The 21,123-nt window shown below is 55.5% G+C and carries 16 protein-coding genes; 2 read left to right on the top strand and 14 right to left on the bottom strand.

Translation table 11 applies throughout. The annotated features are described in order from the left end of the window. Nucleotides 1–147: 147 nt before the first annotated feature. Entirely contained in the window at nucleotides 148–1,662 is a 1,515-nt protein-coding gene (locus ACFPPD_RS09250) for an extracellular solute-binding protein (RefSeq protein WP_209749564.1), read from the bottom strand. 121 nt (nucleotides 1,663–1,783) lie between these two features. On the opposite strand from ACFPPD_RS09250, the gene ACFPPD_RS09245 reads away from it, so the two are divergent. Continuing rightward, a complete protein-coding gene (locus tag ACFPPD_RS09245) occupies nucleotides 1,784–4,093 on the top strand; it encodes a helix-turn-helix domain-containing protein (protein ID WP_209749565.1) in 2,310 nt (769 codons plus the stop codon). Nucleotides 4,094–4,194: 101 nt separating this feature from the next. Here the strand turns inward: ACFPPD_RS09245 and ACFPPD_RS09240 are convergent, their stop codons facing one another. The 3 genes from ACFPPD_RS09240 to ACFPPD_RS09230 all read right to left on the bottom strand — a co-directional run bounded on the left by ACFPPD_RS09240 (nucleotide 4,195) and on the right by ACFPPD_RS09230 (nucleotide 8,602). Further along, nucleotides 4,195–4,923: a response regulator transcription factor gene (locus ACFPPD_RS09240; RefSeq protein ID WP_209749566.1), complete on the bottom strand. Its 729-nt coding sequence runs from the start codon at nucleotides 4,921–4,923 to the stop codon at nucleotides 4,195–4,197. Between the two features lie 130 nt (nucleotides 4,924–5,053). Further along, nucleotides 5,054–6,853, bottom strand: coding sequence for a two-component system histidine kinase PnpS (gene pnpS / locus ACFPPD_RS09235; RefSeq protein ID WP_209749567.1), 1,800 nt, complete (start codon nucleotides 6,851–6,853; stop codon nucleotides 5,054–5,056). Nucleotides 6,854–7,051: 198 nt separating this feature from the next. Continuing rightward, nucleotides 7,052–8,602, bottom strand: coding sequence for a fumarate hydratase (locus tag ACFPPD_RS09230; RefSeq protein WP_209749568.1), 1,551 nt, complete (start codon nucleotides 8,600–8,602; stop codon nucleotides 7,052–7,054). Between the two features lie 87 nt (nucleotides 8,603–8,689). Between ACFPPD_RS09230 and yfbR the strand changes: the two genes are divergently transcribed. Further along, nucleotides 8,690–9,295 (top strand): 5'-deoxynucleotidase, encoded by a 606-nt coding sequence (yfbR, locus tag ACFPPD_RS09225; protein WP_209749569.1) that lies wholly within the window; start codon nucleotides 8,690–8,692, stop codon nucleotides 9,293–9,295. Between the two features lie 60 nt (nucleotides 9,296–9,355). Here yfbR and ACFPPD_RS09220 read toward each other — a convergent pair whose 3' ends face one another. The 10 genes from ACFPPD_RS09220 to icd all read right to left on the bottom strand — a co-directional run bounded on the left by ACFPPD_RS09220 (nucleotide 9,356) and on the right by icd (nucleotide 21,016). After that, the gene (locus ACFPPD_RS09220; protein ID WP_209749570.1) at nucleotides 9,356–10,201 is read right to left on the bottom strand and encodes a helix-turn-helix domain-containing protein; all 846 of its coding nucleotides are present in this window, start codon (nucleotides 10,199–10,201) and stop codon (nucleotides 9,356–9,358) included. Between the two features lie 68 nt (nucleotides 10,202–10,269). Beyond that, entirely contained in the window at nucleotides 10,270–11,316 is a 1,047-nt protein-coding gene (locus tag ACFPPD_RS09215; RefSeq protein ID WP_209749571.1) for a glycoside hydrolase family 53 protein, read from the bottom strand. 27 nt (nucleotides 11,317–11,343) lie between these two features. Continuing rightward, nucleotides 11,344–12,186: a sugar ABC transporter permease gene (locus ACFPPD_RS09210; protein WP_209749572.1), complete on the bottom strand. Its 843-nt coding sequence runs from the start codon at nucleotides 12,184–12,186 to the stop codon at nucleotides 11,344–11,346. Continuing rightward, nucleotides 12,187–13,512: a carbohydrate ABC transporter permease gene (locus ACFPPD_RS09205; protein WP_209749573.1), complete on the bottom strand. Its 1,326-nt coding sequence runs from the start codon at nucleotides 13,510–13,512 to the stop codon at nucleotides 12,187–12,189. 54 nt (nucleotides 13,513–13,566) lie between these two features. Continuing rightward, a complete protein-coding gene (locus ACFPPD_RS09200) occupies nucleotides 13,567–14,817 on the bottom strand; it encodes a sugar ABC transporter substrate-binding protein (protein WP_209749574.1) in 1,251 nt (416 codons plus the stop codon). Nucleotides 14,818–14,977: 160 nt separating this feature from the next. Continuing rightward, nucleotides 14,978–15,967, bottom strand: coding sequence for a DUF3221 domain-containing protein (locus ACFPPD_RS09195; protein WP_209749575.1), 990 nt, complete (start codon nucleotides 15,965–15,967; stop codon nucleotides 14,978–14,980). Between the two features lie 69 nt (nucleotides 15,968–16,036). Beyond that, nucleotides 16,037–17,257 (bottom strand): MDR family MFS transporter, encoded by a 1,221-nt coding sequence (locus tag ACFPPD_RS09190; protein ID WP_209749576.1) that lies wholly within the window; start codon nucleotides 17,255–17,257, stop codon nucleotides 16,037–16,039. A gap of 117 nt (nucleotides 17,258–17,374) precedes the next feature. Continuing rightward, a complete protein-coding gene (locus ACFPPD_RS09185) occupies nucleotides 17,375–17,815 on the bottom strand; it encodes a DUF2269 family protein (RefSeq protein ID WP_209749577.1) in 441 nt (146 codons plus the stop codon). 321 nt (nucleotides 17,816–18,136) lie between these two features. Further along, nucleotides 18,137–19,081: a malate dehydrogenase gene (gene mdh, locus ACFPPD_RS09180; protein ID WP_209749578.1), complete on the bottom strand. Its 945-nt coding sequence runs from the start codon at nucleotides 19,079–19,081 to the stop codon at nucleotides 18,137–18,139. A 642-nt stretch (nucleotides 19,082–19,723) separates the two neighbouring features. Continuing rightward, a complete protein-coding gene (gene icd / locus ACFPPD_RS09175; RefSeq protein WP_209749579.1) occupies nucleotides 19,724–21,016 on the bottom strand; it encodes an NADP-dependent isocitrate dehydrogenase in 1,293 nt (430 codons plus the stop codon). Between the last annotated feature and the right edge of the window lie 107 nt (nucleotides 21,017–21,123).

Genomic DNA, 21,123 nt, shown 5'->3' with positions numbered 1-21,123 from the left:
TCCTTCTGAGGCAAGGGGATAATAGTACGATTGTTCCAAAATGACACGTAAATTAGGATAAGCCTAGATGAGTAGATGTCCATAAAACCTATACTTTCTGTCCTAAAAAAAACGCCGCGCGGACGCGCGACGGCTTAGCTATCTATCTTATCGGAAATACGCTTCTTCGAATTGCCGGATGATCTCGTTGCCGCCGCTTTGCCTCCACTTGGCGACTTCCTTCTCGAAACCGGCCCGATCGATCGTGCCCAATATATAGTTGTAGGTCGCCACGGTAATGATCGTTTGCAGCTCGGCGCTCATCTCGTCGTAGGCGGCGTTCTCCAGGTTGACGGTCGGGTCCTTGACGATGAATCGCTCGTTGTCTTCCGTAAGCTTCTCGGCCAGCGCGATCGGCGGATCTTCTTTCACGACCTTCTTCACGTTCGGATTGCCCAAATTGGCGATCATCAGCGAATAAAGTGGATCGATTTCGCTCATATATGGCTGCTCGCTTCTTGGCTGTAAATAAACTTCGTCTCCGATCAACGTAAAATGTCTGTCGGCGACGCCGTATTTCATCAGATTCGCGACCTCCGAATCCATGGTACGGTCGAAGAAATCGAGCACCTGCTTCATCTCCTCCTCCGTCTTAATGGCGCCTTTGGAGAATAAGAAGAGCCCGTTGAAATTAGGAATCGACCAGATCCGATACCCTTTCGGACCCGCGATTCGGTTGGCGACCGTCAGGCGCGCGTTCGGATTGACCGCCTTCGATTCGTCCGCCAGACGATCGACGTCCGTCATGCTGCCGATATACGCGCCGGCCTTGCCGTTAATGAACAAGTCGCGCTGGATTTCCTTGCTCGTCACGACGAAATCCGGATTGATGAGCTTCTCGTCGAACAGCTTCTTCATATAATCCATCGTGTCCATGTACTCCGGCGTCGCGAACTCGGGGACGATCTTGCCGTTTCGGACGTCCCAATTGTTGGGCGTCCCCATATAAGAGCTAAGCGTCTTGAAGGCGCCGAATACGAGGTCGTTGCGATCGGCGAGCCCGAACGTATCCCGTATGCCGTTACCGTCGGGGTCTCCGTACGTAAATTGCTTTAGCACGTCGTATAATTGCTCGGGCGTACCGGGTACTTCCAGATTCAAGCGGTCCAACCAGTCCTTCCGCAGAATAATGCCTTGACGGGAAGAAGGCCGCTCCGTGTACAACCCGTACATTTTGCCGTCCACGGCGGTTTGGTCCAGAATCTTCCCGTTCAGCCGGCTTAAGTTCGGATAATCCTTCAAGTACGGACCGATATCCCAGAACATTCCCGACCGCAGCGCGCTTTTCATTCCCATATAATCCGTATACTTCACGAATGTCGCTTTCTTTAACGAGTTCATCGACAGAGCCGCGTTTAATTTGTCCGAATAGATTTCGTCGCGAACCCAGTCGATTTCCAAGAGCGAGCCGGTAAGCTCCCCGATGCGCCGGGTCAAAGCCGGGTCGGGCTCTTGCGGAAAATGAAGCGGCGCCATGATCGTGATCACGGGATGGGAATCGGCATCGTTCGGCGAACGGGATCCCGTCTGTCCGGCGCAAGAAGTGATCGCGAAGGCCATCAGCAGGAACAATGCCGTGTATAGAGTCTTGCTTAGACCTGATCTTCGGCGATAAGCGGCCATTGTCGTCGTCATCCTCTCTCGAAAATGTAATAATGATTACTCAATCGTTTAATGATTATTGTCCGAAAGAGGATAACTGGCCTACAATGGAACTATCTTGATAACAAGGTGATGGCTGCAGATGCGTCCGTACAGTTTTCTGACCAAGATGACCGTCTTCGGTTTTCTGTTAAGCACGCTGCCGGTGCTGTTCATCGGCATATTCTCTTACGTCACCTCGACTGCGGAAATTCAGAAAGACGTGAATAAAAGTAAAACTCAGTTACTCATTCAAATTAATGCCAATGTAGAGCAAATTTTGACGACTGTCAATCACACTTTGAATCAGGTCATCAACTCCAACGTACTCAAAAAGGCGATGAACAACTCGTTAAGCGAAAGCGATTTCATTCTTTACGGCGACATTCGAAACGAGTTGCTGCACATGCAATCGTTCGATACGAAGCTGGAAGACGTCGTCCTCGTCAACCGTCGCAACAACTGGATGATCAAAAATTCGGGCTTGTACCGGTTCGATCGATATCCGTTTTACGAGGAGCTCGAAGCTCTCATACGGGACGACAAGGATACGGGGTGGACGCTGCATCCTTCCGCCTGGTTTTACAGCGAAGAAAGCGCCAATAGCGTCAATTGCGGATACAGTATCAGCTTGAACAAAAAATTGCCAGTTACCGACGTGAATCCGTTCGGCTTGGTCATGGCGAACATCCCGACGTGCAGCCTGCAGGAGCTATTGCAATACGATCCGGACCAGTCGGATACGACGTTGATTCTCGACGATAAGCTTCGCATTCTGGTCCATCCCGATTCTTCTTTCATCGGACGCCCCCTTTCCGCGATCGGATTCGGAGAAACCGGCAAATTCGACGATCCGAACGGGCAATTCAATTCGACGATCGATCAACGCAAGTACACCGTGACCTATTATCGTTCTCCGTCCAACGGATGGGTCTATCTGTCTTATACGTCCATCGCCAGCCTGACGAAAGAATCCCGCAAGATCGGCGTTTACACGTTGATCGTATGCGCGTTCATGCTCATCCTCACGATGCTGCTGGCATGGCTCGGCTCTCGCCGGATGTATTCGCCGATCCAGCGGCTATTGCAACAAATGAACGTCCGATACGTCGACGTGAAGCAAGACGGGACGAACGAATTCCAAGCGATCGGCGATCGCGTCCAGCGGCTATTCCAATCCAATTCCCGGCTGGAAAGCGAGGTGCACCAGCAACTGAAGCTCGTGCGCGCCTCGTTCCTGGCCAAGGCGTTCCAAGGAAACGTCAGAAACGGCGATCTGAAGGAGCAGCTCGAGCGATTCGGATACACCGGACAACTTCAATCTTGGTCGTCGATGGCCGTCGTCGCTCTCCAGATCGATTCCCTCGAGAACACCCGTTACGATAAGAGGGATATGGAGCTGCTCTTATTCGCGGTCCATAATATGATCGAGGAGCTTGTCCCTTCGAACGTCCGGTTCGCTCCCGTCATCATCGATCAGACCGTCGTCACGCTGTTCGGGAACGCGGTCGCCGACTCCGGCGAGAATGACTTCAATAACTTCCTGTTCGAGACGACCGACCACTTGCAACGGCAAATCCAAAGCTTTCTCGACCTGAAGGCAAGCATCGGAATCAGTCTGCCGTTCCCCTCCGTGGCGCGACTATCGGCCGCCTATCGCGAAGGCTTGGACGCTCTCAAGCATCGGATGAAGCTGGGCGAAGGCATCATCGTCCAATACGAGAACGCGAATCAAGGCAAGCACTACTTGAATAGAAGCTACCCGAACCATCTGGAGAGCGAGCTGCTCGACGCGATCAAGCTCGCGGACAAGGACAAAGCCAAGGAACTGCTGGCGGCGTTCCTCGTTCCCGTGTTCTCGGCGGGATTATCCCCGCAGGAGTACCACGTTCCGACGATGAGGCTGCTAAACAGCCTGCTCGTCGTCATGCAGGAAACCGGCATCAGCCTGAATCAAATCCGTCTCGCGAAGGGATCGTTATTCGACGAGTTGCTCGACTTGAACACGGTGCCGGAAATCGAAGATTGGTTCTGGACGACCGTCGTTCATCCGATGATCCGGACATTCAGAGATCGTCAGGAAGCGCAGTACCACAATATTTCGGAGAAAATGATCGATCTCGTCCATCGTTTCTACGATACCGATCTCACCTTGGAGGACTGCGCTTCGAGGTTGAATTATAACGCGAACTATTTAAGCAGCGTTTTCAGGAAAGAGACGAACAGCTCGTTCAGCGAATATTTGGCTGCCTTCCGTTTCGCCATGGCGAAGAAATGGCTCGCCGAAACGGACGTGACGATCAAAGATATCGCGGCAAGGCTCAGGTACAACAATCCGCAAAACTTCATTCGATCGTTCCGTAAGTCGGAAGGGATGACGCCCGGACAATTCAGGGATAAAAAGAGGAATTAATTAAAAAACACCCCTTGGAATAGCATCGGAATAACCCGAAAGGGCGATCCGACGTTTATTCCAAGGGGCTCGCTACGCGAATACGGGGTTTGCTCTAGCGTCTAACGGCTCGGCGAGGTCGTCTTGCGATTGATGAACAGCTTGTACCCGACGCCGCGGATCGAATCGATCTGCACGCTTTGCTGGCCGAGCTCGAGCTTCTTGCGAAGAGAGCTGACGTGAACGTCCACCGTGCGTTGACCGCCGATGTAATCGAACCCCCACACGACGTTCATCAGATCGTCTCGGGTGATGACGATGCCCGGCCTTTCGGCCAAGTACAGCAGCACTTCGAATTCCTTCGGACGCAGCGTAATCCACTGGCCGTTCGAGAACACTTCGTATTTATCCGGGAAAATTTGCAGGTCGCCGATCGTAATGACCTTCTCGCCGCCCGTCGCCATCGAAGGCTTGCTCTCTTCGTTCCTCGACCGTCTGAGCACGGCCGACGTGCGCGCGAGCAACTCCGCGACGCCGAACGGCTTCGTGATATAATCGTCCGCGCCCAGCTTCAGCCCTTGCACGACTTCTTCTTCGGCGTTCCTCGCGGTCAAAATGATAACCGGCGTCTTCACGCCGTTCTGTCTAAGCTTCTGAAGCACTTCGAACCCGTTCATTCCCGGCAGCATCAAATCGAGAAAAACAATGGCGTATGATTCATGAATCGCCTTATGAAGTCCTTCCGCGCCGTTGCCGACGACTTCCGTCTCATAGCCTTCTTGAGAGAGGTTATAGGTAACGAGACGTGCAAGCGTCGGTTCGTCTTCGATAATCAATACTTTATCCGACATGCGCTCCTCCGGTCCAGCAGGCCGTCCTGCCTGTTTAACTCTCTTCCCTATTTTTATCATACCACTGTAAACGGGTCGTCATGCAATTGTTAACGCAACGTAAAATAGGCGAGTTTTCTCCCTTTTCTTGTTAAGGTTGGATCAGCGGCAGCTCTAAAATGAATTGGGAGCCGACGCCGACCGTGCTTTCGACCCGGATCGTGCCGTGATGCAGCTCCGTCAGGTGCTTCACGATCGACAAGCCGAGGCCGGTGCCGCCGGAGCTCCGCGATCTTGCTTTGTCCACCCGGTAGAACCGTTCGAAAATACGCGGAATGTCCTTCTTCGGAATGCCGATGCCGGTGTCCGATACGGTAATCCTCACGAATTCCTCTTCCTCGTTCTCCGACGCGACGACGAACGCTCGGACTTTGACCCTGCCGCCTTCCGGCGTGTAATTAATGCCGTTCTGCATCAAGTTCATGACGATCTGGCCGAGCCGGTCCTCGTCCGCTTCAAGGAACAAACCTTCCTCCGTCCGCACGTCCAGCTCGATGTCTTTTCTCGCCGCCTCGGCGGACAGCAGTTCGGTCATCCGGCCGAGGAACGACGGCAGCTCGATCGGCGAGAACTGCAGCGGAGAACGCCTCGATTCGATCTTGGACAGCTCCAGGATGTCGCCGATCAGCCGGTTGAGCCTGTCGCTCTCGTCCTGAATGATCGTCAAGAACGATCTGGCCGTCTCGGGATCGTTTATGGCGCCCGCAAGCAGCGTCTCGGCGAAGCCTTTGACGGCGGCGACCGGCGTCTTCAGCTCATGGGATACGTTGGCGACGAATTCGCTACGCATTCTCTCCAGCTTGCGGATCGCGGATACGTCCTGCATGACGAGCAGAAGTCCCGGCTCTTCCTCCCCGCTCATCGTCATCGGGACGATGTTGATTTCGAGCAGCCGTTCTTCCGGATAATACACCGTCAGCTCGTCATGAAGCGTCACCAGGCTCGTCAGACCTTCGCGGATAAGTCCCGTCAGCTCGTAATGCTGTTTGATCTCCGTATAGCTTCGGCCGACGCGCTCCCGGGCCGTGCCGCCGAGCAATTGCTCGGCCTGCCTGCTGAACAGCGTGATTTTGCCGTCGTGCGCGATCATGACGACGCCGCTCATCATGTTGTCGAGCACGCCCTGAAGACGAGTGCCGTTATGCCGAATCTCGTCCAGCTGTCCCTGCAAGCTTCCGGCCATCGCGTTCAAGGCGCGGGCAAGCTCGCTCATCTCGTCGCGTCCGGCCTCCGGCACGCGAATGGCGTAATCCATGTTCGCCATTCGCTTGGCCGCCGAAGTCATCCGCTCGAGCGGACGCGTGACGCTTAGCGCGACGCGATAGCTGACGACGGCCGCGACGACGAACAACAGGCATAAGCCGAAAATAAGCGCCAGCCACATGTTGTTCAGGCTTCGCTCGATATCTCCGAGGCTCATGGACAACCGGATGATGCCCTTCGGCTCTCCGCCTTGCTCGCCGCTCACCTTCAGCGCCACGTACATCATGTTCTCCCCGAGCGTGTCGCTATGGCGGACGCTGCTTCCCGTCCCTTCGGCGAGCGCTTGGCGAACCTCCTCGCGGGCGATATGGTTGTCCATCGTCGCAGGCTCGTGATCGGAATCCCCCATCACTTTGCCGTCCAGACGGATATAGGTCACCCTCATGCCCGCGATTTCCTTAAACCTCTTAGCCTCTTCCTCCAGATAGGAAGATAACTTGTCCTCGTCTCCGTCTTCCGGCCAAGGCGTAGCCGCGTTAAGCACGTGAAGCTCTCGGATCATATGGTTACGCAGAGCGTCCTGATGGTTGCGTTGATACGAATTCCCCATCAGCAAGCCTGCGGCAAGGACGGAGAATCCGATCAATAGGACGAAGAGAACGGTCAGCTTCAGCCTGAACTTGGTCATATAAGCTCCTTAAAGGAAGTTCAAAAAGTCCGATTTTGATCACGAAGTGATTTCGAGAAGTATATTCGACGTCGAATCTTGAATGCTGCACGGGACTTCCGGTTCTCACGTAGGTTTGCCTACGCTCCGATCCTCATTCCCTAGCTTCTTTCAACCTTCTCGGTGCTGAAAACCGAACTTTTTGAACGAACTTTTTTCTTAAGCGAACACCGGATCCTTGAATTGCGCCAGCTTCGCTTTGGAATCCTTGTCCACGTCGGCATGCAAGCTGTTGCCGTGCGAGTCCATCGTAACGATCGCCGCGAAGCCCTCGACCTGAAGATGCCACATCGCTTCCGGAATGCCGAATTCCATGAAGTCGACGCCGTTGACGTTCTTGATGCATTCCGCATAATATTGCGCCGCGCCGCCGACCGCGTTCAAGTACACGCCGCCGTGCTCTTGCAACGCCTTCAGCGTCTTCGGCCCCATGCCGCCTTTGCCGATGACCGCGCGCAAGCCGAATTTCTTCATGATATCGCCTTGATAAGGCTCCTCGCGGATGCTCGTCGTCGGACCGGCCGCCTTCACGTGCCAGCCTGCGTCGTCTTTCAGCATGACCGGACCGCAGTGGTAAATGACGCCGCCGTTCAAATCGAGCGGGGCCTCGTTGTCCATCAAGTGTTTATGCAAGGCGTCGCGTCCCGTATGCATTTCGCCGTTCAGGATGACGACGTCGCCGACTTTCAAGCCGCGTACATCCTCTTCGGACAACGGCATTTGAAGCACGACTTCGCGCGCTTTCTCCGGAGCCGCCCCGCCATTGCTTTCGTTCGCCGTCGCCGCTTCGTTCGTCATCGATACGCCGGTGCCGCTCTCGTAGATCCACTCTTTGATTTCGTGCGTCGCGCCGTCGAGCAGCACGCCTTGGCGGCGGTAAGCCCAGCAGTTATACGCGACGGATACGAAGAAGCTCGCCGGCAACCGGTTCATGACGCCGACTTTGCAGCCGAGCAGCGTCACGTTGCCCCCGAATCCCATCGTGCCGATGCCGAGCTGGTTCGCTTTGTCGAGAATGTAGTCTTCGAGCTGCGCGAGCTCGGCGATCGGGTTCACGTCCTCGATATGGCGGAACAATTGCTGCTTCGCCAGCTCGTACCCCGTCGTGCGGTCGCCGCCGATACCGACGCCGATGAAGCCCGCGCTGCAGCCTTGTCCTTGCGCCTGGTACACCGCGTGCAGCACGCATTTGCGAATGCCGTCCAAATCGCGTCCGGCTTTACCGAGTCCTTCGATTTCCGCCGGGAGGCTGTACTGAATGTTCTTGTTCTCGCAGCCGCCGCCCTTCAGTATGAGGCGCACGTCGACTTCGTCGCGCTCCCATTGCTCGAAGTGGATGACCGGCGTGCCTGGTCCGAGGTTATCGCCCGTGTTCGCGCCCGTCAACGAGTCGACGGAGTTCGTACGTAGCTTGCCGTCTTTCGTCGCTCTCGCGATCGCCTCGCGAATTTCCCGTTTCATGACGATCTGGTTCGCGCCGACCGGCGTGTGAACGACGAACGTCGGCATGCCGGTATCTTGGCAGATCGGAGACACGTTGCATTCCGCCATCTCGATGTTCTGGGCGATCGTCGACAGCGACAATCCCGCCCTCGTCGCGCGGTCCTCGGCCTCGCGTGCTTTCGTTATCGTACGGCGGACGTCCGCCGGAAGGTTAGTGGAAGTTTCCACGATCAGTTGATAGACGCTTTGTTCGAATGCAGAAGCCATAATTGCGGTTTCCCCTCTCTGTTCGATGTACCTCATCCATTATATAATAGCATAATGACGAGCGGAGAGAGAAAAGGAGTCCGGACGATGGCGAATCATTTTTTGGCGTATTTATACCGGTTGCAGCATATCGAGAGATGGAGTCTCATGAGAAACACGACTTCCGAGAACGTCGCCGAGCACTCGTACCACGTGGCGATCATCGCGCACGCGCTCGGCAATATTGCGCGGGAAATATTCAAAAAAGACATCAATCCCGACGAAGCGGCATCTTACGCGCTTTTTCACGACGCGACCGAAGTGTTCACGGGCGATATTCCGACGCCCGTCAAGCACCATAACCCCCGTATTCTGGCGAACTTCCGCGAAATCGAGCATTTGGCCGCGGAACGGCTGCTCGCGACCGTCCCTTCCGAATTGCAGTCGCGTTACGAGCCGTTGCTCGGCCGCAAGCCGGCGAATCCGGAAATGGAACGCCTCCTGAAAGCCGCCGACCTGCTCGACGCCTACTTGAAATGCATCAGCGAGATGTCCGCCGGCAACCGCGAGTTCGCGACGGCGCGCAGACAGAGCGAGGAAAAGCTTAACGCGCTTGCGTTGCCCGAAGTCGAATGGTTTCTCGCCAACCTCGCGCCCGCGTTCGAGAAGACGCTCGACGAATTGACCGAGATCGAAGCAAACGAGGTCAACTGATAAAGCAGCGGAGGAGCCGTCAATTCGGCTCCTCCGTTTTACTAATATAGGTCTTGAACTTCATGAAGGCGAGGAAAGATGCAGCTCCCTGTACTTCGCCGGCGTGATCCCCTCTTTTTTCCGGAAGGTGGCGACGAAGTGGCTGACATCGTTGAATCCGGTCAGCGTGGCCACCTCTTTAAGCGCCAAGCCCGGATTCGTAATCATAATCCTCTTGGATTCCCGAATTCTAAGCTGAATCAGGAAGGAGTATGGGCTCATGCCGAATGCTTCCTGGAACAACTCGCTCAAATAGGAGACGCTCATGTGCGCTTGCTCCGCGATTTCCGGCAATCCGAAATTCGCCGATAGACTCCTCTCCATCCACCGGACGACCGGACGCAGCTTCTCGTAATATTGCGACAAGGAAGGCTGGTCGTTCCGTTTGCCGAACTTCCGAAGCTGCATGAGGAAGCGGTACATTTCCGTGGACGACTCCAAGCCGGTAAATTCGGAATCGCGATCGGCCTTAACGATCATATCCCCGATCAGATCCGCGAATAGCGCCCGTTCGGTCTCGGTATAGATCGCGGAGACGTTCATATCCAGCGAGTCCAGGATCGCCGAAGCCGCCGCCCCGCCGAACGTGATATAAACCGTCGACCATCGGGGCGAGTCCGGAAAGTACATATGAGGGGTAAAAGGAGCCAGCAACGCTCCCTTGCCCGCCGTCAGCGAAACGCGCTCCCCTCCGAATTCAAGGATGCCCTCCCCTTCCATCGTGTGCAGCCAATGATAATGCGGATAGCCGTCCGGTCTGTTGAACACCCGTTCCCATGCGCTGTAACCGATCGTCTCGATAAATAACGGAAGAGACCTTTCAATGGAAGTAAACACGCATCTGATATTCTCGTCGCCCCATCTCATGTCTCATCCCCGCCTGCCGATTGTTGCCTCAATTATCCAACATTCGACGGCATATTTCTAGTAGGAGCTTAATCCTTGAAAGCATCGAGCGACGGTAATTTATTGCCGGCATAGTCGAACAGCGTCAGATTCGACCAATTGTTCTCGTGTCCGACGGACCACTGCGGCTTGGAGGGAATCCAGCAAGGCTCCCAATAGTACACCCCGATTCCGCGATCGCCGGGCGTAGCGCGGATCACATCCATCAGCTTGCTCAGCCAAGCGGATTGTCCTTCCGTGTTCGCCGGATACCCGGGGTACAACCATTCCTCCGTATTGAAAATGAGAGGTTGATCGTCGGGCGGCGTCATCGTCCACGGATACGCGGCTTCCACGACGACGATGTCTTTACCGTATCGGTTCGCCAAGTCGCTTAAGTTATCCGTCAGCTCCTCGAGCGTTCCGTGCCACCACGAATAATAGGATAGGCCGATGATATCGTAATCGACGTTCATCGCGGCGAGGCGGTCGTAAAATTTACGGCTGCCGGCGTTATCCCCTCCGCGGTCGATGTGGATCATGACCGGAACCTTGTCCTCTTGCTCCAGCGCCTCGTTCAGCCCGCGAATGCCCGCCTCGATCAGATCGCCGAGCTTGCGCCACTGCTCATCGGTGTCCCAATCCCCGTCGACGCGTCCTTCGCCCCAGATCATGCCGTTCGTGATCTCATTGCCGATCTGGACCATATCGGGCAGCGTGCCTTGTCTCTTCAGCTCCGCGATCGTGTCGCGGGTGAAATCCCGAACCGCGTCGACCAGCTCCGGGAAAGTCAGCTTCTCCCAGGCTTTCGGCATATGTTGCTTGCCCGGATCGGCCCAATAATCGGAATAGTGGAAGTCCAGCAGAAAATGCAGGCCCTTGTCCTTGATTCGCTTGGCCATCTTCTTCGTTTTTTCCACATTGCAGTAATCGAAGCTCGGCGCGTTCCATATCCGAAGCCGGGCCGAATTAATGCCGCTGTCCCGCAAAATGTCGAGCACGTCCCTCTTCCGTCCGTTCTCGAAAAAAGAACCGCCTTCCGTCTCGATCTCGTCGACGAACGAGATGTCCGCGCCTTTCAGAAATGACTTCCGCATCGTAGAATCGCTCCTTTTCATCTGTCGCTAGCCTTTGGTTCCTCCGGTCGTTAAGCCGGAGATGAAGAACCGCTGCAGGAATAAATAGATTAACGCAACGGGGAGAGCGATCAGGATCGCTCCAGCGGTAAACACGGTGAAGTTGCTTGAATATTTCTCGGTTACGAAATGATATAACCCGACCGCCAGCGTATATTTGTCGGAATCGTGCAGGATGATGGACGGCAAGATGAAGTCGAAGATCGGCATCATGAAGTTCGACAACGCCACGACCGCCAGAATCGGGACGATGAGCGGCAGAAGTATCCGGGCGAATATCCGCAGCGGGCCGGCGCCGTCCATCTTCGCGGCATCGTCGAGCTCGCGCGGAATCGTATCCAGATATCCTTTTACAAGCCAAGCGTTAAACGGAATTTGACCGCCTACGTAGATCAGTACGAGTCCGGTCAGCGTGTTTAACAAGCCGATCAGATTGAGGAAAATGTAGAGCGCGACCATCGCCATCATGACCGGGAACATCTGCAACAGCAGAAAAGCGTATAACCCGCTTCTCCGACCGGCAAATTCGAACCGCGACAACGCATACGCCATGATCGACGTGACGATGACGGAGAACAGGCTCGTGAACGCGGATACGAACAGCGTATTCCGGTACCAATTCAAATAATCGCTTTCCGGACTCGCGAACAGCCACTTGTAGTGCTCCAGCGAAGGATGCCGCGGAATCATGCTTGCCGAGTAAAGACTCGTGCCGGAATTGAACGACAATCCCGCCGCCCATCCGAGCGGGTAGAAGATGACGGCCGCCGCGACGGCCAAAATGAAGTAGATGCCCGCTACTTCGAACCGGGATCTCGCGCTTGCTCTCATTTAGTAATTTCGCTCCCCCTTGAACGAGCTCGAACGGCGGAATTGGAAGAAGGCGAACAGAATGACGATCAAGCCGATAATGAGCGAGATGGCGGCGGCCATGCTATAGTTATTGTTCGTGAAGGTCAGCTTGTACACCCATGAGATCAGAATATCCGTGCCGCCCGCCGTCTGCCCCCGGACTGCCGGGCCTCCGCCGTTGAACAGATAGATGATGTTGAAGTTGTTGAAGTTCGACGTGTACTGGATCAAGAGCAGCGGCCCCGTGGCGAACAGCACGTGAGGCAGCGTAATGTGCCTGAACTTCTGCCAGCGCGTGCCTCCGTCCACGTCGGCGGCTTCGTACCACTCGTTCGAGATGCTTTGCAGAACCCCGGTGAACAAGGCGAACAAGAACGGGAATCCGAGCCACGCTTGTATGCCGATCAGCGCCATCTTCGTATATATCGGATCGGTCAGCCACGGGATGCCGGTACCGCCGAACCACCTCGCGATCGTTCGGTTGACCGCTCCGAATTGATCGTTAAACAAGGCGGAGAAGATCAAAATGGATACGAAGTTCGGCACCGCCCAAGGCAAGATCAGAATCGTGCGGATCAGCTTCTTGAACTTGATTCGCTTGTCTCCTACGAGCAGCGCAAGAAGCAAGCCGATCCCGATCTGCAGCGACGTGGACGCGATCGTCCATACGACCGTCCACGAGAACACGTTGACGAACGAACGATTCCAGATCGGTACGGTGGCGAGCTGGACGAAATTGTCGAAGCCGACCCAGTCAACCAGGTTTTTGGGCGGCGAGTGGTACAGATTATAGTTCGTAAACGCGAGCGATATCGCGAAGAGCAACGGGAAGATGACGACGAAGACGAGCATCAGGAAACCGGGAACCGTCAAAATATACGGAAAGCTCCGCTCATACCCGGCCTTGATCGTCTCCCCGAGGCCGGGCCGTACCCAACCTTCCCGGATGTTGACCGCTTGGCTCCACGCATCCCGTACGTTCAGAAAGTAAAGAGCGACCGCGATCGACAGCAGCAGAATCGATAAAATCCCGTAAACCAATAGAAAGATCGAATGGTCCAGCTTCGGGATCGTGCCCAGCGTATATATCCCCCATAGGCCAAGCTGGATGAAATCCGAGAATGCGATCAGAAACGCCGCTTCGATAACGATAAATACAATGCCTTTCAAGTAGCTTCTGTTATACAACTGTCCCAAGCCGGCGAACAGGAGCGACAAGGCGAGAGCCGCCGCCGGACGATGTCCGGATCGGCCGCTTGCGCCGGGTTTATAAGCAAGATGCGGCTGTTCATGCCGTATGGCCATCGTGATCCTCCCAAATCGGGCGCGGAAGAGAGTATTCTCTTCCGCGCCCGATTTTTATTTTCCGGATGCCGCAATTTGTTGACTGATTTTCTCTACGGACTCGTCCAGCACCGACTTGACGTCCTGACCCTTCATGATAAAGTCGAGGGCGTTGTCCATTTCCCATACCGGAGTCATCTCCGGAACGTTCGGCATCGGGATGCCGCTCGCGATCTGATCGGTGAAACCTTTGTACGACGGATCGGCGATCTTCCCTTGCACGGCCGAACGGGCCGGAATTTCTCCCGTCGTGTCGTAATAGAGCTGGGCGTTCTCGTCGTTCGTCATGAATTCTGCGAGATCCGCGGCCCATTGCGCGTTCTTCGTATAGGAGGAGACGAACCATGACTTGACGCCGACGAAGGAAGGAGCGGCCTTGCCGTTGACGGAAGGAAGCGGAGCCGTGCCCAGCTTGTCCCCAAGCTTCTCGCGGTAAGTCTTCAGAGACCACAACCCGTTAACGATCATCCCGGCCTTGCTCTCCGTGAACAGCGTATCCATCACATCGATGGTGAGCGTCTCCGGAATGGCGTTCTGCTTCATGAATTGCTGATATTTCGTCAAGCCTTCAACGGTTCCCGCATTGTTCAAGCCGATGTCGGCCACCTCGTAGCTGCCCGGCTTCCCGCCGAAAATGTATCCGCCGTAATTGGCGATGAACGGGATGGAATAATAGAAGTCCGGAACCATCAAGAAGCCGTAACGGTCGTTCTTCGTGTCGGTCAAGCTCGCGCCGAGCTTGTTCACGTCCTCGACCGTGGCCGGCGGCTCGGGAATCAGGTCTTTGTTATAGTAAAGCGCGTAGGTCTCGACGGAGATCGGATAACCGTAGGTTTGGCCGTCGTAACGGACCGCTTCAACGGCCGCCTCGCTATATCCTTGGATAGCGTCTTCGCTTATTTGGATCGGTTCCGCGAGCCCTTGGGCAACGAGATCCCCAAGACGGTCCTGCGGCTGATAGAACAGATCCGGCCCTTTGCCGGAAGGCGCCGCGAGCGCGAGCTTCTGGACTTGCTCCCCGCCGCTTACCGGTTCGACATCGACTTGGATGCCGGTCTGCTCCGTATACTTCTTCGCGATCTCCTCGGCCACTTTCAGTTGATTGGCGTCGTCGTTCGACCATACGAGCAGCCTCTCCGGCTTCGCCGCTTCGGCGGAAGCTTCGCTTGTCGGCGCGGTCTCGTTTCTGTCCGGCGCGCAAGCGGCGGTCACGACGGCAAAAGCGGCCATAACGGCAAGCGCCATCGTTTTTTTGTTGGCTGACATCTTGTTTCCTCCCCTGAATGGAACATCTTCTATCGATTCTATGTGTATTATAAAGCGGTTACAAACGGTAATATATATAATAAACGTCCGCCGAATCGTATAAGAATCTTATGTATAAAAAATGCAGCCCCTATCCGAATGGATAAAGGCTGCATTTCGTTCATTCCTTCACTTCGATCGCGAACGCGTAGCTGGAGGAGTTCTCGGATATTCTCTTCTCGACGTCCTTCATCCACCAGACGGACAAGCCGTAATAATAGATGCCGGGTTCGCTCGGAGCGACGAACGCGTTGCCGTCCAATTTCACTTCCACGACGGCGCCGTCTTCGTTAAATAAAGACACGTGCGTCTCCGAAGCTGTCGGTGGTTTCGTCGCGAACGCGAATGCGATGCGCGCTCCCGGCTTTACGGCATCCTTCGGCTTGTCTTTCAGCATATCCTGCGGACCGGCATAGTCGGCGCACACGCTGCTTGACTTGCCGCTCCAGCAGTACGAGCTTTGCAGGACGGCAATCGTCGTCTCGCCCGCGGCGACTTTCGGCAGCGGCGGTTTATCCCCGAACGGCTCGTACCCTTCGTTCGTCGCCGACTTAGTCGAACCGGAATCCGCCACGTCGATCTCGATCGATTTCTCGTCGCCGCTTTGCGTTAACGCCACGACCCATTTTTTTGACTCGGCATCGTAGCCGACCTTCTTCACGGCCGGAATCTCGTACTCTCCCGCTCGCTCGTCCCCGAGCGCCCGGCGAATCGCTTCCGCCTCCGTCAGCTTCGCTCCTTGCGGAGCATTCGTCGCCGGCAGCACCATTACGCTCGCGGCGATGCCTTGCGCGGGATAACTTTCCTCGATTCCGCCTTCGGGAATGACCTCGACCCGCTGCCCGATTTCGATGTCGTCGGGCACCTTCGCAAACCAGATCGCCTCGTAATAATGCTGCGCGCCGCCGGAACCGAAATTGCGCTCCACGGGACTGACCACGAGAATTCGTCCGCCTTCCGCCTTCACGACGTAGCCGATATAACCGGCCTCGACTTCCGGAGTTCCTCCCGCTTGCTTGCCTTCCTTCTCCGGCTTATTCCCGCACGCCGCCAGCGTGGCGACCAACGTCAACGCGAAGACCGCCACGAACATTATTTTCGCGAACTTCATCCGAACGCCCCCTTTTCCCTCTTGCCTTATTGACGAGGGGAATCGTCGGAATGTTGCGCCGCCGTCTCTTTATTCCGATCTCTCGACGGTTACGCCCTTTAACACCCTATATTGTCCGAGCCCGGCCAGCAGCAGCAACGCGGCGAGAACGGTGAACAACGTTTCCCCGTTCGTCCACTCCATGAGAGCGCCGCCGACGATCGGTCCTAATCCGCGGGACAGCATCTGGCTCGAGCCGAACACGGAGAAGTAGAACCCGCGTTGCTCTTCCGGCGCCATCAGCGAAACGGACTTCTGCGTATGCGGGCCGTTGACCATTTCCCCGATCGTGAAGACGAATTCGGCGAGGAACAAAAGCACGATGACGTTGGAATAGCCGTAACCGATCGCGACGATCGCGAACAACGCGTAAGACCAGCCGATCAAGACGTGGGAAGCCATCGCTTCCGTTTTCTTGGCGATCCAGATTTGCAGGGCGATGACCATAATGCCGTTAAAAGTCAGAATCGAAGCGAGCACCGTCTTGAAATGCTCGAAATTCGTCTGCAAGTGCAGCGGGAACGTCGATTCCACCTGCGCGTACAGCAAGCCGATCGGCAAGTTCAATAACGTAAGTACGAGAAGCGTCCGATGTTGCTTCCACGAGAACTTCGTCTTGCTTCTGCGGATCGCGGCGGCGGTGACCGCCTGTCCGCCGACCTTAAGCGGCGCGGTCTCCGGCAGTTTGAACCACACGAGCAACATATACGCGACGAAGGACATGGCCGACAGCAGGAACACCGCCGACGGATTCCACGAGAACATGAGCAAGCCGAGAACCGGTCCGACGGCCGCCCCGACGTTAAACGCGGTATGCAGCAAAGCGAATATTTCCGCCCTTTTCTCCGCCGGAACCATGTCCGTCATCTGCGCGTTCGCCGCCGGCATGTACAGCGCGAACCCGATGCCGTTCACGATCGAGATAACCGCGTAGTGCCATGCGCCGTCCGCGAACACGTAGCCGACCATGCACAGCATCTGCAGCGCCAGCGAGATCATGATCAGCGGCTTCCGGCCGAAACGGTCGCTCCATCCGCCCCCGAACCAATTGACGAATAACCCGCATAACGGCTGCAAGCCGACGATCAGCATCGGCAGGATGACGGAGCCTTCCAGCTTGTCGTACAAATAGAGAACGAGGAACGGACGAATCATAAAGCCCGTAATCGTCGTGAGCGCCGCGCCTAGCACGCGTATCCATATCCCGCTATCGTAGCGGCCGAGCACGTTCGATATCCACTTGTTCGCCATTGTCGCATCCGTCCATTTCCGAAAGATCCCACCATTATAGCACAGTGAATTTAGACGAAAATAAGCAAAAAGCCCCGTTCACATCGTGAACGGGGCTTTCCTGCCTTTCGGATTCGATTAGCCTTTGAAGGTCGGATTCGACATCAACCAAATGATAACTACGAAAATGACGAAAATAATCGCGCTCATCATTTGCACGCGGGAAATATCGGAGCTTGCGCTCTCGCTTTTCGCCGAAGCCGCGACGATGCGCTTCAACGGGGCTTGCACGATGCCGGACAAAGCGCCGATCAGGATGAACAGAACGCCTACCGCGATCATCCAGCCTACCGCGTATTTCGCTCCGCCTTCCGCGTTGGAAATCAAGTAACCGCCCGTAAGCAATTGAAGAACGAGCGCGTATTGCCCGATTCTGCCCCCGGAAATAAGACCGCTTGCGAGCCCTTCTTGGGCAGCTCCCGAAAGTTGTTTGAATTTGCCGACGACGAACGGAAGAATCGCGTAGATTCCCATGCCGACCGCGCCGATGATGTGCAAAAAGACCATAAACGTGTACATGAATTTTCCCTCCACTCGATTCACTAGGACAACCTTAGTATACACAAATTTTGCCACCGGGCAAACACGCCTTCGGCGTCCTCTGGGCGCTGAAGAAGCTTTGCGGAGACGATTCAGAAATGGATAAGCGTGAAACTTATACATTCTGAATCGTGAACAAAACCGACCGACCAAGCAAAAACGCCTTCGGCGTCCTCAGGGCGCTGAAGAAGCTTTGCGGAGACGATTCAGAAATGGATAAGCGTGAAACTTATACATTCTGAATCGTGCAGAAAAGGGAGCCCGAAGGCTCCCTCGCTCGCCAAGATCCGATCGGATCGCTTACGCGTTCTCTACGATCTTGATGACGTTGCGTACGGATTCGGCGGACTTCTCGAGCGCCGTCTTCTCTTCGCCCGTCAATTCGATTTCAAGGATCTTCTCGATGCCGTCGCCGCCGAGAACGGCCAAGACGCCCATGAACAGGTTGTCGTAGCCGTATTCGCCTTGCAGCAAGGCAATGATCGGCAGGATGCGTTTTTTGTCCTTGAGGATCGCTTCCGTCATTTGCACGAGGGACGCGGCCGGCGCGTAGTACGCGCTGCCGTTGCCCAGCAAGTTGACGATCTCGCCGCCGCCTACGCGGGTGCGGGCCACGATCGCGTCGATTTGCTCTTTGGGGAGCAATTTCTCGACCGGAATGCCTCCGATCGTCGTGTATCGAACGAGCGGAACCATATCGTCGCCGTGACCGCCGAGCACGACGCCGCGCACGTCTTCGACGGATACGTTGAGCGCCTCCGCCAGGAACGTGTTGTAACGAGCCGTGTCGAGGACGCCGGATTGGCCGATAACGCGGTTTTTAGGGAAACCGAGCGCTTTGTTCGCCACGTATGTCATCGCGTCGACCGGGTTGGAGAGGATGATGACGTAAGCGTTAGGGCTTGTCGCTTTCACGTTCTCGCACACCGATTTCACGATGCCCGCGTTCGTGTTCACGAGATCGTCGCGGCTCATGCCCGGCTTGCGGGCGATGCCGGCCGTGATGATGACGACGTCGGAATTCGCGGAATCGGCGTAATTGGCCGTGCCGACGATACGGGAGTCGATGCCTTGAACCGGCGTCGATTCCATCATGTCGAGCGCTTTGCCTTTCGTCGGATTCTCGAGTTGGGGAATGTCGAGAAGAACGACGTCTCCCAGTTCTTTCTGTGCCAGCATGAGAGCCGTCGTCGCTCCCGTGAAGCCTGCGCCGACGACCGTGATTTTCGCGCGTTTGATTGCCATTTTTTGTCCTCCTTTGATCGATGCCGTACGCATTCCGCGACCGACAATTAAAGCTTGTCATCAATGGACGGCCACTAATCAATATGCCCGCAAAAATACAGTTATTCTCCTCAAACTCCCGCCATCCATCGCAACAACTGTAAAAGTACATCTATTTCCTCGGAAAATCCCCGAAAAGCAAGTCCGGAGTCTAAATAACTGTACTTATGTAGCTACTTCCTCCATAAGTACCGTCCCCTCTCAAAATAACTGTACTTTTACAGTAACCCACTCTTCCCAACAACGAAACCGCCATCCAAGAGAGGCTGTTTGGTACGAGGCAGCATTTCGTTTTTAGTTTTCCCGACGAAGGCGCCCAACGATAGCTGGCGACCTCCCTCCCCCGGCGCTTTCCCTCCACACACCTCACCAACTCCAAACGCTACGCCGTAACGCAACGCACAAAAGCGGGTGTCCAGAGGGCAGCAGCCCTCGGAATCCCCCTTAGCAAGGGGGACTTAGGGGGTTGGACTCCCCTGACTTAGGGGGATGGACCTCTCCGTGACACGGAGAAAAAGCTTCCCGCAAGGGAGAAAAACCCCCGCAAGGAGAAAGCTTCCTGCAGGGGAAATTCTAAAGGGGCTCCCTAAGGGGATACTCCCCTTAGAAATTTTTAATAATTTCGTCCGCGAACGCCGAACATTTCACTTCGGTCGCGCCATCCATCAAGCGGGCGAAGTCATAAGTAACGACTTTGTTGTTGATGGATTTTTCCAGGCCTTTGTAGATCAGGTCTGCAGCTTCCTGCCAGCCGAGGTGCTCGAACATCATAACGCCGGACAGAATAACGGAGCCCGGGTTCACGACGTCTTTGTCCGCGTATTTCGGAGCCGTGCCGTGAGTCGCTTCGAAGATCGCGTGGCCCGTCAAGTAGTTGATGTTGGCGCCCGGCGCGATGCCGATGCCGCCGACTTGCGCGGCCAAAGCATCGGACAGGTAGTCGCCGTTCAGGTTCAGCGTCGCGATGACGTCGAAGTCTGTCGGACGCGTCAATACTTGTTGCAGGGCGATGTCGGCGATCGCGTCTTTCACGAGGATTCTGCCGGCGTCGAGAGCGGCTTTCTGCGAAGCGTTAGCCGCATCTTCGCCTTGCTCCGCCTTCACGCGGTCGTACTCGGACCAAGTGTACACTTTGTCGCCGAATTCTTGCTCGGCCACTTCGTAACCCCAGTTTTTGAACGCGCCTTCCGTGAACTTCATGATGTTGCCTTTGTGCACGATCGTAACGGACTTACGGCCGTGTTTGATCGCGTATTCGATCGCCGCGCGAACGAGGCGTTTAGAGCCGTCTTCGGAAACCGGCTTGATGCCGATACCGGACGTTTCGGGGAAACGGATCTTGTTGACTCCCATTTCTTTTTGCAGGAACTCGAGCACTTTTTTCACTTGCTCGGTGCCGGATTGGTACTCGATGCCCGCGTAGATGTCTTCCGTGTTTTCGCGGAAAATGACCATGTCGACGAGCTCCGGACGTTTAACCGGGGAAGGCACGCCGTCGAAGTAACGAACCGGACGCAAGCACACGTACAGATCCAGCTCTTGGCGAAGCGCCACGTTCAGGGAACGGATGCCGCCGCCGATCGGAGTCGTCAGAGGTCCTTTGATCGCGATGATCATCTCGCGGATCGCAGTCAGCGTGTCGGCAGGAAGCCACTCGCCGTAAGTATTGAAAGCTTTTTCGCCCGCGAACACTTCGTACCAAGCAATTTTCTTCTCGCCTTTGTATGCTTTCTCCACCGCCGCGTCAAGAACGCGTTTGGAAGCTTTCCAGATGTCGCGGCCCGTGCCGTCGCCCTCGATGAATGGGATGATCGGGTTGTTAGGGACGTTCAGAACGCCGTTGTCTACCGTAATTTTCTCGCCGGAAGCCGGCGTAGCGAATTTTTCGAGTTGCATTCGTTTTTCCTCCAGATAGGTCGATTATTTTTCGCAAGAAACCGGCGTCTTGACTCCTTCAACGGGCGAAGGACAAGCCGCCGGAGAGCTTCGTTTCGATTAAAGAG

The sequence above is a fragment of the Cohnella suwonensis genome (assembly GCF_042655365.1).
Taxonomy (GTDB): Bacteria; Bacillota; Bacilli; order Paenibacillales; family Paenibacillaceae; genus Cohnella; species Cohnella suwonensis.
This window is presented reverse-complemented; position numbering and strand designations above follow the sequence as displayed.

Excerpts from the sequence above, each read along its gene's own strand:
- ACFPPD_RS09215 (WP_209749571.1), bottom strand. The coding sequence starts at position 11,316 with ATGCGGAAGTCATTTCTGAAAGGCGCGGACATCTCGTTCGTCGACGAG.
- ACFPPD_RS09190 (WP_209749576.1), bottom strand. The coding sequence starts at position 17,257 with ATGGCGAACAAGTGGATATCGAACGTGCTCGGCCGCTACGATAGCGGG.
- ACFPPD_RS09205 (WP_209749573.1), bottom strand. The coding sequence starts at position 13,512 with ATGGCCATACGGCATGAACAGCCGCATCTTGCTTATAAACCCGGCGCA.
- yfbR (WP_209749569.1), top strand. The coding sequence starts at position 8,690 with ATGGCGAATCATTTTTTGGCGTATTTATACCGGTTGCAGCATATCGAG.
- ACFPPD_RS09240 (WP_209749566.1), bottom strand. The coding sequence starts at position 4,923 with ATGTCGGATAAAGTATTGATTATCGAAGACGAACCGACGCTTGCACGT.
- ACFPPD_RS09200 (WP_209749574.1), bottom strand. The coding sequence starts at position 14,817 with ATGTCAGCCAACAAAAAAACGATGGCGCTTGCCGTTATGGCCGCTTTT.
- pnpS (WP_209749567.1), bottom strand. The coding sequence starts at position 6,853 with ATGACCAAGTTCAGGCTGAAGCTGACCGTTCTCTTCGTCCTATTGATC.
- ACFPPD_RS09250 (WP_209749564.1), bottom strand. The coding sequence starts at position 1,662 with ATGGCCGCTTATCGCCGAAGATCAGGTCTAAGCAAGACTCTATACACG.
- ACFPPD_RS09185 (WP_209749577.1), bottom strand. The coding sequence starts at position 17,815 with ATGTACACGTTTATGGTCTTTTTGCACATCATCGGCGCGGTCGGCATG.
- ACFPPD_RS09220 (WP_209749570.1), bottom strand. The coding sequence starts at position 10,201 with ATGAGATGGGGCGACGAGAATATCAGATGCGTGTTTACTTCCATTGAA.
- ACFPPD_RS09195 (WP_209749575.1), bottom strand. The coding sequence starts at position 15,967 with ATGAAGTTCGCGAAAATAATGTTCGTGGCGGTCTTCGCGTTGACGTTG.
- ACFPPD_RS09210 (WP_209749572.1), bottom strand. The coding sequence starts at position 12,186 with ATGAGAGCAAGCGCGAGATCCCGGTTCGAAGTAGCGGGCATCTACTTC.
- mdh (WP_209749578.1), bottom strand. The coding sequence starts at position 19,081 with ATGGCAATCAAACGCGCGAAAATCACGGTCGTCGGCGCAGGCTTCACG.
- icd (WP_209749579.1), bottom strand. The coding sequence starts at position 21,016 with ATGCAACTCGAAAAATTCGCTACGCCGGCTTCCGGCGAGAAAATTACG.
- ACFPPD_RS09245 (WP_209749565.1), top strand. The coding sequence starts at position 1,784 with ATGCGTCCGTACAGTTTTCTGACCAAGATGACCGTCTTCGGTTTTCTG.
- ACFPPD_RS09230 (WP_209749568.1), bottom strand. The coding sequence starts at position 8,602 with ATGGCTTCTGCATTCGAACAAAGCGTCTATCAACTGATCGTGGAAACT.